Raw genomic sequence first — 13053 nt, forward strand, 5'->3', positions numbered from 1 at the left:
TAAAAATATGACCAATAAGCAATGAAAACAATAAAACAATTTTTCTATTTAGTTTCACCTTTTTGGGGGCGGCGTGCCGCCCTTTACTGCTGGTTTCTATTGATTGTCTCTTTGACCTTAACCCTGTCATCCGTCTGGTTTAACGTCAAAATGAATGAATGGAATGGCGGTTTCTATAACGCATTACAACAACTTGATGGGCAAGCACTCTACAAGCTTCTTCAGCAATTTGTCATTATTATTGCAGGATTAATTACTGTTGTGGTAATGGGCGATTTCTTACGTCAAAAAATGGTTATTCGCTGGCGCGAAGGCATGACTGAACAAGTGCTCGATCGCTGGTTATCAAAAAACAGTAAACACTACATGTTAAGGCTGACTTCTCAAGAGCCTGATAACCCGGATCAACGTATTGCAGAAGATATTCGTTTACTAATCGAATCAACAATGCGTTTAACCGTAACATTTTTGCACTCGTTACTCACCCTTATTTCTTTTGCCACCATTCTTTGGTCACTGTCTGGCGCTATCTCTTTCACATTAGGGGGCAGCGAGTGGACAATTCCCGGCTATATGTTCTGGGCTTGCATTATCTATACCATTATCGGGATCACCATTACGCAGTTTATTGGTTCACCATTGCGTAAGATTAATATGGATAAGCAACGCAAAGAAGCCGATTACCGTACTGCGCTTATCACCCGTAAACAACATGGCGATGCGATTGCAGGTCAGCGTGGTGAAATGAGTGATCGCAATGAATTAATGAGTCGCTTTTTAGGGGTTATTCATAACTGGAATAACCTTATTCGCTACGAAAGAAATCTTGCATTCTTCACTGTCGGCTATCAACAAGCTACTGCGATGGCACCGATTATTTTTGCCTTACCTAAATTTCTTGCTGGTGAGTTAATGCTGGGGGGATTAATGCAGTTGAGACAAGCATTCTCTAGTGTTGCAGGGGCATTAAGCTGGTTTATTTTCTCGTATAAAGAAATTGCGGCATGGCAAGCAACGGTGACGCGTCTTTATAATTTCGTGGTACTGTTAGAGCACGACCATGAGCAAGAAATCACTGATTTAAATGACAAAAATATTAAATTAAAAACCAATCTTTCTCTGTTTATGCAAGATGACAGCCTGTTAATCCAAGATATTAACTTCTCTGTAAAAGCGGGTGAGTTAACCGTTATTGAAGGTTGCTCAGGTTTAGGTAAATCAACACTGCTTAGAGCATTAAGTGGGCATTGGCCTTATTTCAAAGGGGAAATTCAACGCTCACCAAATGTGTGTTGGATCCCACAGCGTATGTATCTGCCTTTTGCTCGTTTAGACAGTTTGCTCGCTTATCCTTGTCAGCCTAATCAATTCTCCACTAAAGAGTATGAAGAAGCGCTTCATTTGGTGGGCTTAGATAAAATAAAAAATCAACTTTCACTTGAAACGGATTGGACAACACGCCTATCAGGTGGTGAGCAACAACGTCTTATTTTTGCCCGTTTATTACTCAATAAACCTGATCTTATTTTATTAGATGAAACCACCTCTGCACTTGATGAACAAAATGCATTGAACATGTTGCAGTTGCTAAAACAACATCTGCCAACTGCAGGTATTGCCTTAGTGAGCCACCAGCGCTTTACACATGTGATTGCAGATAATGTGATTTCACTCAAAGCCCCTACCGTGTCCTCCTCTCAACCTGCTGGAGTTACCGAATATGTATCGTAAATTACTGATTGTTTCCGTCAGTCTTTCCCTTTTAGGGTGTGCGGCAAGCAGCCCTAATCAAAATGACAAAAGCGCGCTATTACTGCGCCCTGATGTTCGCCATTTTACCCTAGATAATGGTTTAGACGTCTACTTACTACAACGCCCACAAAGCGGTGTTGAAATGCGTTTATTAGTCAAGAGTGGTTCTGTACAAGAAGATGAAAAACAGCTCGGTTTTTCACACTTTACTGAACATATGGCATTTAAAGGTACAACCCATTTTCCGGGTACAACGGGCTTTAAACAGCTTGAAAGCCTAGGCATGAAATTAGGTAGTCACGTTAATGCCGCGACAAGTTTAAATGCGACAACTTATAAACTGTCATTGCCGAATGCAAACCCGATCCAAATTAAAACAGGGTTAAAAATCTTATCAGACTGGGCATTTGAAATGACATTTGACCCTATTGAGTTTGATAAAGAGCGCCCTGTTATTGTTGAAGAGTGGCGTTTGCGCCAAGGTATCGGTTTTCGTATTAACCGCCAGTTAGAAGAATTACGTTATTACGGAAGCCGTTATCTGGAGCGTGATCCTATTGGCGATTTAAAAATTGTTAAACATGGCGATGTGAAAGATGCAAAACGCTATTACGATACTTGGTATCAACCAGAAAGAATGGCATTAGTACTGGTTGGTAACTTTAATCAGGGCGATGCTATTGCGGATATTAAGCAACTGTTTAACGCTAAAAATAGCGAAAACAAAGGAATTGATGATCCTTCTTGGCACAATTTTATCGATCATAAAGATCTACTGGTTAAAACGATTTTCGACAAAGAGCAAGGTTCACGTATTTTACAATTTACCTTACAGCGGACTTTACCAGCACCTTTAAATAGTCGACAAGGTCAATATGAAGATTTAATGGATTCATTATGGCTATCAATTTTAAATCAACGTTTCTCCACTATCGTTGATAATGGCTTAACGGCTTCCATTAGCGCTAATGCTCAAGGTGCAATGTTAGACTCTCGTCGTTCACAACAATTGATGATTGCCCACCCTAAAGGTAATGATTACCAAGGTACATTAGATATCTTATTTACAGAAGTTCAACGCCTCGCCTCTGTTCCAGTGACTCAAGAAGAGTTAGATAATGCCCGGAACGCAATGCTAAAACGCCTAAGCCAACAAGCTGCGGGTGAAGAGCGTTATGAGCACGATTATTTAGCCAACCAAATCACAACAGCCATTGAATTGGAAATGCCAATTCAAACTAAAAAACAGGCCCTAAATTTAAGCTATCAATTAATCAATAAAGTGACCCCTGAAACATTGTCAGCTTATTTTGCCCAATATCTAAAACAGGCTTCACCACGAGTTGCTGTGATTGGTCCGGATAGTGATGCTAATTTATTTAATGCAACTAAAGTAGCACAACGTTGGCAAGAAATTAGACAGTCAAATCCAGGAGCATTTACCCTAAAAACACAGGCTGTTGTATTAGATATTAAACCTGAACTCACAGGTTCAATTGTTTCAACGCAATCACTCCCTATTGAAAAAACGCAACAGTGGACTCTGAGCAATAACGTAAAAGTAATTGTGAAAAATGACAGTTATCTCAAAGATAATATTCAAGTTTCACTGCGTATTCCGGGAGGTTCATCACTTGAAACAAACCAAAGCTTAGGAATGGTGCAATGGGCATTGAAATTACCTGAAGTGAGTGGATACAGTCATTACAACGCACGTGAATTAGCGCTATTTACCAAGCAACATCAAATTAGTTTGCGCCCTTACAGCGAACTGTTATTCCATGGTTTCCGTGGCGAAGCACCAATTGATGAATTAGAAACCTTGCTAACATTACTGCATCTAAAAATAACTTCTCCACAATTTAATGGTGAGAAGTTAGAGCAACAGAAGCAAGCCATGGCATTAGGTATTTCAAAAACCCCCGTTGAACGCACGTTCTTAGATAATATCAATAAAGAAAGTTATCAAAATGGTGAACGCCTTGTAGTTTCACCTCAAGGTACTTGGAAGCAATTTACAGCCCAACAATTACAGCAAACAAACCAAATGATCTTAGGGCAACCTGCTGATATGACATTAGTTATCAGTGGCCCTGTCAATATTAATCAGGTAAAACCTCTGATTGAACGCTGGATCGCAAGTCTTCCGACACGCTCGGAACAGCGTCTATTCTGGGCAGATCCTGCCATTAATCCAAAGCTAACGTCATTTAGCAAAACATACCCTATCGCAAGCAGTGATAAGAGTATGGTAAGTATTCAATATGCAGCACCAGCTCAATGGTCACAACAACAAGTACTTGCGTTAAATTTACTGGATACCGTGATCAGTCAACGTTTAAGACTCAATCTACGTGAAAGAGCGGGTGGAATTTATTCACTTGGATTCTCTGAAATGTTAACGAAAGTGCCTACAAGCTACTATACCGGCCGTTTAAACTTTACGGCATCACCTGAGCGTGCAGATGAATTAATTGCCCTTGCTCGTAAAGTCGTGAATGAAGTTAAACAGTCAGGCATTACAGAGAAAGAGCTACAAGAGGCTAAAAATATCTGGCTAACTGAAAATTCACAGGTAAATGACAGTGCAAGTTATTGGACAGAAGCCCTTGCTCAAGTTGCAACTGATGACCAACAGTATCAGCGTTTACTTACTGATCCTGCCATTATAAAAACATTAAATGTTAACGATATAAATCAAGTGGCTCACCAATGGTTAGGTGAAAATGAGAAGGTCTTTAAGCTAACACCTGCGGATAAAAAATAATCCACATTTAAAATCAATAAGTTATAATATTTCCTAAAAGAAAACGCCCAGTTCTAATGTAAATACATTTAGAAATCTGGGCGTTTGTTCATCAATTCTAATCAAGTCATAGCAATTAAATTCAAATTTATTGACTATTAAATTTGCTAATCTTTTTTAATGGCAAAACGACCGCTACCTAAAAACATCACAGCAATTGCCGCAAATAAATAGAAGCCCGCACTTTCTGGTGCCCATCCCCCTGTTTTGGGATTTAATGCAAATAGATCACCTGAGTGAACCATCAAGACAGCAACAAACATTGTACCGGCCAAAACAAGTGCTGAGGCGCGAGTAAATAGACCAATAATCAGTAAGATAGGTGCGACAACCTCCCCAATTACTGTACCGTATGCAATAAAGGCGGGTAGATTAAAATTAGCTAACATACCCTGAATACCAGCTAATCCACCCGGCTCCATTTTATGAAGTCCATGTAATAACATTAAAACTCCAAGAGAAACACGTAGTATCAATTTACCCAAGTCAGAACAGTCAACAAGTTGATTAAATTTATTAATCATAACGTCTCCAAATTCAAAATAGTGATGTGTGCTTTTAATACGTATTAATAGGTACACTACATTATATGATGAAATATTATGAATGAGTGTGATTTTTATTATCACTATTTGTTCTCATTAAGTAATCACTTAGATTATTATTGCTTTATAACGTGCTATTCACCTTTTCCATGATTAAGATCACAACTTGTTAACATAATGAACTCTTAATCTCTCACTTCTCGTTATGCTATAGATATCTCATCTGACCAGTCTAAAAAGGGTATCTGATGGCACATTATTCTCATCTATTTTCTCCCCTTGATTTAGGGTTTACTGTACTGAAAAACCGAATGTTAATGGGCTCTATGCATACTGGTCTTGAAGAAGACCCTAAAGATGCTCCAAAACTTGCACAATTTTATGCACAAAGAGCCGCCGCAGGCGTTGCACTTATTGTTACAGGAGGGATATCACCTAATAAGCAAGGTGTATTATTACCACACGCCGCAACATTAATGTCTGAATCCCAGCTTGCACCACATCAATTGGTTACTGATGCCGTTCATCAGCAAGGTGGAAAAATTGCATTACAGATATTGCATACTGGTCGTTATAGTTACCAACCTAATTTGGTGGCGCCTTCTGCTATTCAATCACCAATAACCCCTTTTATGCCAAAAGAAATGAGTCATGAACAAATTGAACAAACTATTGATGACTACATTCACTGCGCTCAATTAGCTCAAAAAGCGGGCTATGATGGTGTTGAGATAATGGGATCTGAAGGTTATTTAATTAATCAGTTTTTAGTTAACCATACGAATCAGCGTGACGATCAATGGGGTGGTAATATTGAAAATCGTTGTCGCTTCGCTTTACGTATTCTTGAAGGCATAAAAAAAGCCGTTGGTGAGCAGTTTATTATTATTTACCGTCTTTCTATGCTGGATTTAATTAAAAATGGTTCAGATGCATCAGAAGTTGTTTATCTTGCCAAAGCTGTTGAGAAAGCTGGCGCTACAATGATCAATACAGGGATTGGCTGGCATGAAGCTCGAATTCCAACGATAGCCACGATGGTACCAAGAAGCCAATTTGCGAATGTAACACGCGAATTAATGGGCCAAGTGAATATTCCTCTTATTACATCAAACCGTATTAACACACCACAAACCGCAGAAGCTATTTTAGCAGAAGGCTGTGCCGACATGATTTCAATGGCACGCCCTTTTCTTGCTGATCCTGAGTTCGTTCTAAAAGCACAATTAGGGCGTGAAGATGAAATCAATACCTGCATTGCTTGCAATCAAGCGTGCCTTGATGAAATATTTTCAGGGCAAACAGCATCTTGTTTAGTCAATCCTTTTGCTTGTCGAGAAACCGAACTTCTGGTTACTCCAACCCAACAACCTAAAAAACTGGCTGTTGTCGGCGCAGGACCTGCGGGATTATCTTTTGCTATAACAGCGGCTAAACGTGGTCACCATGTAACACTCTTTGAAAAAGAAGATGTTATTGGTGGGCAGTTGAATATTGCTAGCCAAATTCCCGGAAAAGAAGAGTTTAAGGAAACCTTGCGTTACTTTAAACGACAGTTACAACTCACTGGTGTGATTGTTAAAAATAATACTGAAGCTACTCCTCATCATCTTAAACACTTTGATGAAATTATTTTAGCCAGTGGTGTAATACCACACCTTCCTGATATAGAAGGCCGAGATAATACAATTGTTAAAACTTATTTGGATGTTTTAAAGCACCATCAACCCGTGGGTAAAAGAGTCGTGATTATTGGTAGCGGAGGTATTGGCTTTGATACCGGTCTCTATCTTACGCAAAAAGGGCAATGCAGTAGCCTAAGCCCCTGTGCTTTTAACAAAGAATGGGGCATTGATCCGACGCTTTCATATCGTGGCGGAATAAAACCAGAAAATCACTTAAAAGGTGATAATAAACAGATTGTTATGACTCAACGCAAAGCCGGAAAGATAGGATTGAATTTAGGTAAAACAACGGGTTGGATACATCGTTTAACGCTAGAGAAAAAAGGCGTTAAATTCTTAACGCATTGCCATTATCAACAAATTACACCAGAAGGTCTTGTTATTGAACAAGATGGAAAACAGCAACTTCTTATGGCAGATAATATTATATTGTGTACAGGGCAACGCGCTTATCATCCTTTGCTTACTTCTTTAGAAAATATCCATACAAAAGTCCATCTTATCGGCGGCGCTAAAGATGCTAGCGCATTAGATGCAAAACGTGCTATTAGGCAAGGAACAGAATTAGCTCTCAATATTTAATCCTTTTTCAGTGCTTGAGTAAAAAAGAAACCCCACATAAAAATGTGGGGTTCTATTTTTTTATTATTGATTATTATTTTTACAGCTCTTCCTGTCTTACTACTTACCCTTTTTACCCATTATTTTTTTCAGTTAATGGATTATCTGAAATACGATTATCTTCTGCGATACAGACTGTTGCAGTAAAGAGAACATCTGTTGATGAATTCAGTGCAGTTTCAGCTGAATCTTGTAATACACCAATCATCACACCCACGGCAACCACTTGCATAGCAATATCATTGCTAATACCAAACATGCTACAAGCTAGTGGAATTAACAGTAAAGATCCCCCAGCAACACCAGATGCACCACATGCACAAACTGCAGCAACAAGGCTTAATAATAGTGCAGTTGGCACATCAACTGGCATACCTAATGTATTGACTGCCGCTAATGTCAAAATAGTGATAGTAATTGCCGCACCACCCATATTGATGGTCGCACCTAATGGAATTGAGACAGAATAAGTGTCTTCATCTAAATTCATACGACGACACATTGCCATATTCACAGGGATGTTTGCTGCTGAACTACGTGTAAAGAAGGCGGTTACACCACTTTCACGCAAACATGCCCATACTAATGGGTATGGGTTACTGCGGATTTTCCAAAATACAATCAGTGGATTCACGACTAAAGCAACAAACAGCATACAGCCAATCAGTACAATCAGGACCTGTAAATAACCCGCTAAAACTTCAAAGCCAGTTGTTGCGATAGTTGACGACACTAAACCAAAAATACCAATAGGGGCTAAACGAATAACAACACGTACCAAGTTTGTCACTGCATCCGCTAAATCTTGTGTTAAAGCTTTAGTGGTATCACTTGCATGGCGTAATGCTAAACCTAACCCAATAGACCATGCTAAGATCCCCATGTAGTTGCCGTTGATAAGCGCATCAACAGGGTTTGCTACCACATTAATTAATACCCCTTTAAGCACTTCAGCGATATTTTCAGGTGGTGACAGTTGTGATTCATTAACAACTAGCGTTAAAACTGATGGGAACATAAAGCTTGCAACAACAGCAGTTAATGCAGCAAAGAACGTTGCTAGCAGATATAAAACTAGCACAGGGCGAATATTTGATTTTTGCCCTTGACGGTGATTAGCAATCGAAGCCATTACCAGCACCCATACCAAGACTGGCGCAACAGCTTTTAGAGCATTAATAAACAGAGTACCTAACAAACTCATCATCTTGGCAACTTCTGGTGCTAACCAAGCGAGTAAGATCCCTGCAACTAAACCAACGAGTATTTGTTTGACGAGGCTTCCCTTAAAGAACAGGCTGAAGACTCTGGATTGTTGTTTATCCATAGCTATTCCATTACTTAAAATAATATTTAAAAAAAGCATTTTTGAGTGTTTGCAATGCCAGTATAAGGAATTGAATCGCGCTGAAAAGCTGATTATGCAAAATATACAGCATTAACCGTTATTGTTAACAAAAAGATAACATAACTGTGATCATAATAGGATTTTGTTCTTTTTAGTATACCAATTAGAAATGAAAGAAATTATTATTATCAGTAAGTTATACTGGGTCATGTTACTTATTTTTTATTTTCACTCTGCTATTTTTTATTCTTTCAATCAATTGATTGTTTTTTTTATTAACATAATCACTAACAATTAATCACGCTATCTATTCATAACTGTATAAATAACAGACAAAAAAAGATGTGTAATATAAATAAGATAACCTTTTATTTTCTTTCAAATAATATTAAAAATTTATCTTTTTTTGATTAAAACAAAATGTGATATTTCTCTTCTTAGCATTATAGCTCTTAAGGTTTTCTTTTAAAAAATTCCCTACTCTGAATTCGAAAAGAGATTAGATGTCTATTTTTCAAGATCCCATATCTATGGATAAGTTATCTCGTTATCGAGTTAAAAAATTTTCTGTCTAGTTTTTCCTGATTTTGTTAGAGTGTTGCTGTTTTAAACAATGAAAAATAGACCCTATGAAGTGGAAAACGGGTAAATGGGTTACAACACTTATTGAATTTACATTTACCCCCAAATGACTCAGTTTTAGGAAGCCTTTTATATGGAAATCGTAAGAGAGCTCTTCTTGGCGCTATGGCATCAAGATTACGAAACCTTAGCTAATCCCTCATTAATATGGATTATCTACATTTTATTATTCACCATACTATTCCTAGAAAACGGAGTATTGCCCGCTGCTTTCTTACCAGGAGATAGCTTATTAATTTTAGTGGGTGTGTTAATTGCTAAAGATACAATGGACTTTCCATTGACCTTACTTATTTTAACCGCAGGTGCGAGCCTAGGGTGCTGGCTGGGCTATCTTCAAGGACGATGGCTTGGTAATACAAAACTAGTGCGTAGTTGGCTGTCACATCTACCAGAACATTATCACCAGCGCGCACATGGGCTTTTTCATCGCCATGGCTTAGCCGCATTACTTATTGGTCGTTTTTTAGCGTTCGTTAGAACATTGTTACCAACCATTGCTGGCCTTGCTGGATTGAATAATACCCGCTTTCAAATTTTCAATTGGCTAAGCGGTTTTTTATGGGTAGGTATTTTAACAACGCTAGGCTATTTACTCGGTAACAGTCCGCTATTTCGCCAATACGAACACTATTTAATGAATATTCTTATGCTATTACCTGTTTGCCTATTAGTGATCGGTTTAATTGGTAGCATTTGGGTGGTTATTAAAAAGAAAAGAAAAGCTTAATACGAATTAAATACTATCAAGATATTCCGATAGGAATTACACAGCAAAAAATAATAGAGACCTGTTTCATCATATTGAACAGGTCTTTTTTTCAGAATACACACTTCTAAGCTCCTTTAATCCTCCCATTTAATTAAGATTTATCTCTTTTTTTCACTTTTAAGTCGTTATTTAATTTCATTAAGCTGTAAAATTAGTCTATTGTTATAAGTACTACATTCTATCTCTATTAAAGGAGTTAATTATGTCTCAACAACGTTCAAATGAAGATCTGCGTAGTGAATTGAAATCTCTTGCTGATACTCTAGAAGAAGTACTGAACTCCTCTGCAGATAAATCCAAAGAAGAAATCCAAAGTCTGCGTGCAAAAGCAGAATCGGCAATAAAAGGTTCTCGTGCAAAACTCAGTGATGCAGGTCGAGAAATTGTCGATAACACGAAAGAAATGGCAGGAAAAGCAGATAACTATGTTCGTGAAAATCCATGGACAGGTATTGGTATCGGTGCTGCTGTTGGTGTTGTTCTTGGCGTTCTACTTGCAAAACGCTAATTTATAATGAGTGATACTCAAAGACCACAGGGCCCCGCATCTGGGGTTCTGAATTCTCTCAGTAGAATTGGTGCTATCGTTATAGGCATGGTTGAAACTCGCCTACAATTAATAGCTATTGAACTGGAAGAAGAAAAAACCACCTTGATCCAGCTTATTTTAATGGCTGGAGTCACCTTGTTACTTACCGCATTCGGTCTAATGAGCCTGCTTATATTGTTATTTTGGGTTATTCCCCCAGAATACCGAATTTATACTTTAGCGGTTACAACAGCGATTTTGCTTTTTTGCGCCCTTATTGGCGCCATCATGACATTAAAGAAAGCACGAAATTCCACCTTATTAGGCGATACTCGCCAACAACTGGAATTAGATAAACGTCTTTTGGAGCAATATCATGATGAACAAACAAAATAAGCAGAGTGTTCTATCAAGACGTAAAAAGCTGTTGTTGAATAAAATTCAGCAACAGCGCTCTGATTTGGGCCAAGGTACACAAACTTGGCTTGATGTGACAGAGCCTTATGACAAAGCGTGGCGGATTTTAGTCTCTTTAAAACCTGCTTTTTTAGTAGGTGCTAGTTTTATCTCTCTTTACAGTATTAAACACCCTAAAAAAATCATACGGTTAGGACAACGCGCTATCGGTGCAATTGGCTTAATTCGAGCAATACAGAAGTCCTTCAAAAAAACCTCAGATTGAACATCAATTTTTTTGTCTAAGAATGTTAATTCTTCTTAATATTCTCTTTTTCAATTTCCCATTATTATCTATCTCACACCGTAACCGTGGTTATTAAATCTAAAAGTAGAAAAATAACCGACGAAAATACAAATATAAACAGATATACATTGCAGATAATAGAGTTTTATTAGGAATAAATATTATGAAAAAATTTGAAGACATTGCGTTATTAATTGCCCGTATTTTAATGCCGATTTTATTTATCAGCGCAGGCTACGGAAAAATTGGCGCATATGAAGGTACACAGCAATATATGCAAGCAATGGGCGTTCCCGGTTTCTTATTACCACTGACTATTTTATTAGAATTAGGTGGTGGATTAGCAATCTTATTTGGTTTCTTAACTCGCACCACTGCAATTTTTACTGCAGTCTTTACTCTCTTAACCGCCTTACTGTTCCACAGTAATTTTGCTGAAGGCATGAACCAATTAATGTTTATGAAAAACATGACAATTGCAGGCGGATATTTATTACTCGTTGTGACAGGCCCGGGTAAATGGAGCTTAGATCGTATTTTCAATAAAAACTGGTAAGATGGCATCTTGAAATAAAAAAGATCCCTGAGGGGATCTTTTTTATGCGACAAAGATAAAATAGATCGATATTCCGCTCACTGTTAATTATTTTTTATCATTAGCAAAGAGTTTAGGAATTTCACGTAAGCACCACGATTTGGCTTCACCCATGCTGTCTCTTCGCCATGCCATAATAATATTATTTTCATGATGATATTCTGGGCCAACAACACGTAAGCGCCCTTCTTTAATATCATCTTCAATTAAATCAATTGGCATTGTCGCCACACCTAAACCTGCAATTAACGCTCGGCGCTTATCTTCGATAGAACTGACCGTTAAACGACGTTGTTTATCTAATAATAATACGGTTAAAACAGGGCGTTCTCTTGCCGTATCTGCAATTGCAATGCCCCGATATTTTAAACGAGTTTCTTCTGCTAATGGTTCAGGCTCGTTATGGATCGGGTGATCTGGGCTGGCAACGTAAACACTAGTGGTATTGTATAAAGGGCGAAAGTTGATTTCAGATGAAGTGCGAAAATGCATATCGGGTGAAATCACAATATCGCATTTACCACTTTCTAAACTTTCCCATGCCCCTGCTAATACCTCTGTCACTAATGACAGTTGTGTATTGGATTTTTCAGCTAATTTTTCAACCAAAGGAAAGAGACGAGATGCGGGTGTCAGTGCTTCACAAACAATAGTGATATGTGGCTCCCAACCTCTTGCTAAGGCTTCTGCATCTGACGTTAATTTGTCAGCAGCCTCAAGTAATATACGTCCTCTATCAAGTAGCATCCTGCCAACATTGGTAAATTTAGTTCTATGACCAGAACGGTCAAAAAGGACAACATCTAAATCTTCTTCTAATTTTTGCATGGTATAACTAAGTGCCGATGGAACTCGATTTAGTTCATCAGCCGCAGCCGCAAAACTCCCTCTACGATCAATGGCATCCATGACTCGTAAAGATTCCAACGTAATTGCTTTGTCTTTACTCATTATACTTATCTCTATCAAATAATTTGATTATAGGCACCAGATTAACTTGCTAACAATAGACAGTCCATACCTCTATGATAAATATATTGATAATCTACTCGAAA

11 protein-coding genes are annotated in these 13053 nt (G+C 38.1%); 8 read left to right on the top strand and 3 right to left on the bottom strand.

Annotated features, from left to right (window positions below):
- The first annotated feature begins 21 nt into the window (after window positions 1-21).
- Together ABN080_RS08370 and ABN080_RS08375 are read left to right on the top strand one after the other, a co-directional pair.
- Window positions 22-1731 (top strand): ABC transporter ATP-binding protein/permease, encoded by a 1710-nt coding sequence (locus ABN080_RS08370; protein WP_349440821.1) that lies wholly within the window; start codon window positions 22-24, stop codon window positions 1729-1731.
- A complete protein-coding gene (locus ABN080_RS08375) occupies window positions 1721-4519 on the top strand; it encodes a M16 family metallopeptidase (RefSeq protein ID WP_349440822.1) in 2799 nt (932 codons plus the stop codon). Before ABN080_RS08370 ends, ABN080_RS08375 begins: the two co-directional genes overlap by 11 nt.
- A gap of 146 nt (window positions 4520-4665) precedes the next feature.
- Here the strand turns inward: ABN080_RS08375 and ABN080_RS08380 are convergent, their stop codons facing one another.
- On the bottom strand, window positions 4666-5082 hold the full coding sequence (locus ABN080_RS08380; protein WP_072071044.1) for a DoxX family protein: 417 nt from the start codon (window positions 5080-5082) through the stop codon (window positions 4666-4668).
- Window positions 5083-5351: 269 nt separating this feature from the next.
- On the opposite strand from ABN080_RS08380, the gene ABN080_RS08385 reads away from it, so the two are divergent.
- Complete coding sequence (locus ABN080_RS08385; RefSeq protein ID WP_349440823.1) at window positions 5352-7370, top strand: oxidoreductase; 2019 nt, start codon at window positions 5352-5354, stop codon at window positions 7368-7370.
- Window positions 7371-7482: 112 nt separating this feature from the next.
- Here the strand turns inward: ABN080_RS08385 and sstT are convergent, their stop codons facing one another.
- Complete coding sequence (sstT, locus tag ABN080_RS08390) at window positions 7483-8736, bottom strand: serine/threonine transporter SstT (protein ID WP_072071046.1); 1254 nt, start codon at window positions 8734-8736, stop codon at window positions 7483-7485.
- A 736-nt stretch (window positions 8737-9472) separates the two neighbouring features.
- On the opposite strand from sstT, the gene ABN080_RS08395 reads away from it, so the two are divergent.
- The 5 genes from ABN080_RS08395 (at window position 9473) to ABN080_RS08415 (ending at window position 11959) form a co-directional block, all read left to right on the top strand.
- Window positions 9473-10129, top strand: a complete 657-nt coding sequence (locus ABN080_RS08395; protein ID WP_196554772.1) for a DedA family protein — start codon at window positions 9473-9475, stop codon at window positions 10127-10129.
- A 244-nt stretch (window positions 10130-10373) separates the two neighbouring features.
- Window positions 10374-10679 carry an ElaB/YgaM/YqjD family protein gene (locus ABN080_RS08400; protein ID WP_196554773.1) on the top strand — a complete coding sequence of 102 codons (306 nt, stop codon included), beginning with the start codon at window positions 10374-10376 and terminating at the stop codon, window positions 10677-10679.
- A 6-nt stretch (window positions 10680-10685) separates the two neighbouring features.
- Window positions 10686-11096, top strand: a complete 411-nt coding sequence (locus ABN080_RS08405; RefSeq protein ID WP_196554774.1) for a phage holin family protein — start codon at window positions 10686-10688, stop codon at window positions 11094-11096.
- Window positions 11077-11382: a YqjK-like family protein gene (locus ABN080_RS08410; protein ID WP_231619333.1), complete on the top strand. Its 306-nt coding sequence runs from the start codon at window positions 11077-11079 to the stop codon at window positions 11380-11382. The genes ABN080_RS08405 and ABN080_RS08410 overlap by 20 nt, the downstream gene beginning before the upstream one ends.
- Window positions 11383-11566: 184 nt before the next feature.
- Window positions 11567-11959, top strand: a complete 393-nt coding sequence (locus ABN080_RS08415; protein ID WP_072071050.1) for a DoxX family protein — start codon at window positions 11567-11569, stop codon at window positions 11957-11959.
- An 87-nt stretch (window positions 11960-12046) separates the two neighbouring features.
- On the opposite strand, the gene ABN080_RS08420 is transcribed toward ABN080_RS08415, so the two are convergent.
- Complete coding sequence (locus tag ABN080_RS08420; protein ID WP_072069738.1) at window positions 12047-12949, bottom strand: LysR family transcriptional regulator; 903 nt, start codon at window positions 12947-12949, stop codon at window positions 12047-12049.
- Between the last annotated feature and the right edge of the window lie 104 nt (window positions 12950-13053).

This window comes from Proteus sp. fly-1089 (assembly GCF_040138965.1).
GTDB lineage: Bacteria > Pseudomonadota > Gammaproteobacteria > Enterobacterales > Enterobacteriaceae > Proteus > Proteus vulgaris_B.

What these genes read in the sequence shown, in the direction of transcription:
- ABN080_RS08415 (WP_072071050.1), top strand. Translation starts at nt 11,567, where the DNA reads ATGAAAAAATTTGAAGACATTGCGTTATTAATTGCCCGTATTTTAATG.
- ABN080_RS08370 (WP_349440821.1), top strand. Translation starts at nt 22, where the DNA reads ATGAAAACAATAAAACAATTTTTCTATTTAGTTTCACCTTTTTGGGGG.
- ABN080_RS08380 (WP_072071044.1), bottom strand. Translation starts at nt 5,082, where the DNA reads ATGATTAATAAATTTAATCAACTTGTTGACTGTTCTGACTTGGGTAAA.
- ABN080_RS08395 (WP_196554772.1), top strand. Translation starts at nt 9,473, where the DNA reads ATGGAAATCGTAAGAGAGCTCTTCTTGGCGCTATGGCATCAAGATTAC.
- ABN080_RS08410 (WP_231619333.1), top strand. Translation starts at nt 11,077, where the DNA reads ATGATGAACAAACAAAATAAGCAGAGTGTTCTATCAAGACGTAAAAAG.
- ABN080_RS08375 (WP_349440822.1), top strand. Translation starts at nt 1,721, where the DNA reads ATGTATCGTAAATTACTGATTGTTTCCGTCAGTCTTTCCCTTTTAGGG.
- ABN080_RS08405 (WP_196554774.1), top strand. Translation starts at nt 10,686, where the DNA reads ATGAGTGATACTCAAAGACCACAGGGCCCCGCATCTGGGGTTCTGAAT.
- ABN080_RS08385 (WP_349440823.1), top strand. Translation starts at nt 5,352, where the DNA reads ATGGCACATTATTCTCATCTATTTTCTCCCCTTGATTTAGGGTTTACT.
- ABN080_RS08400 (WP_196554773.1), top strand. Translation starts at nt 10,374, where the DNA reads ATGTCTCAACAACGTTCAAATGAAGATCTGCGTAGTGAATTGAAATCT.
- ABN080_RS08420 (WP_072069738.1), bottom strand. Translation starts at nt 12,949, where the DNA reads ATGAGTAAAGACAAAGCAATTACGTTGGAATCTTTACGAGTCATGGAT.
- sstT (WP_072071046.1), bottom strand. Translation starts at nt 8,736, where the DNA reads ATGGATAAACAACAATCCAGAGTCTTCAGCCTGTTCTTTAAGGGAAGC.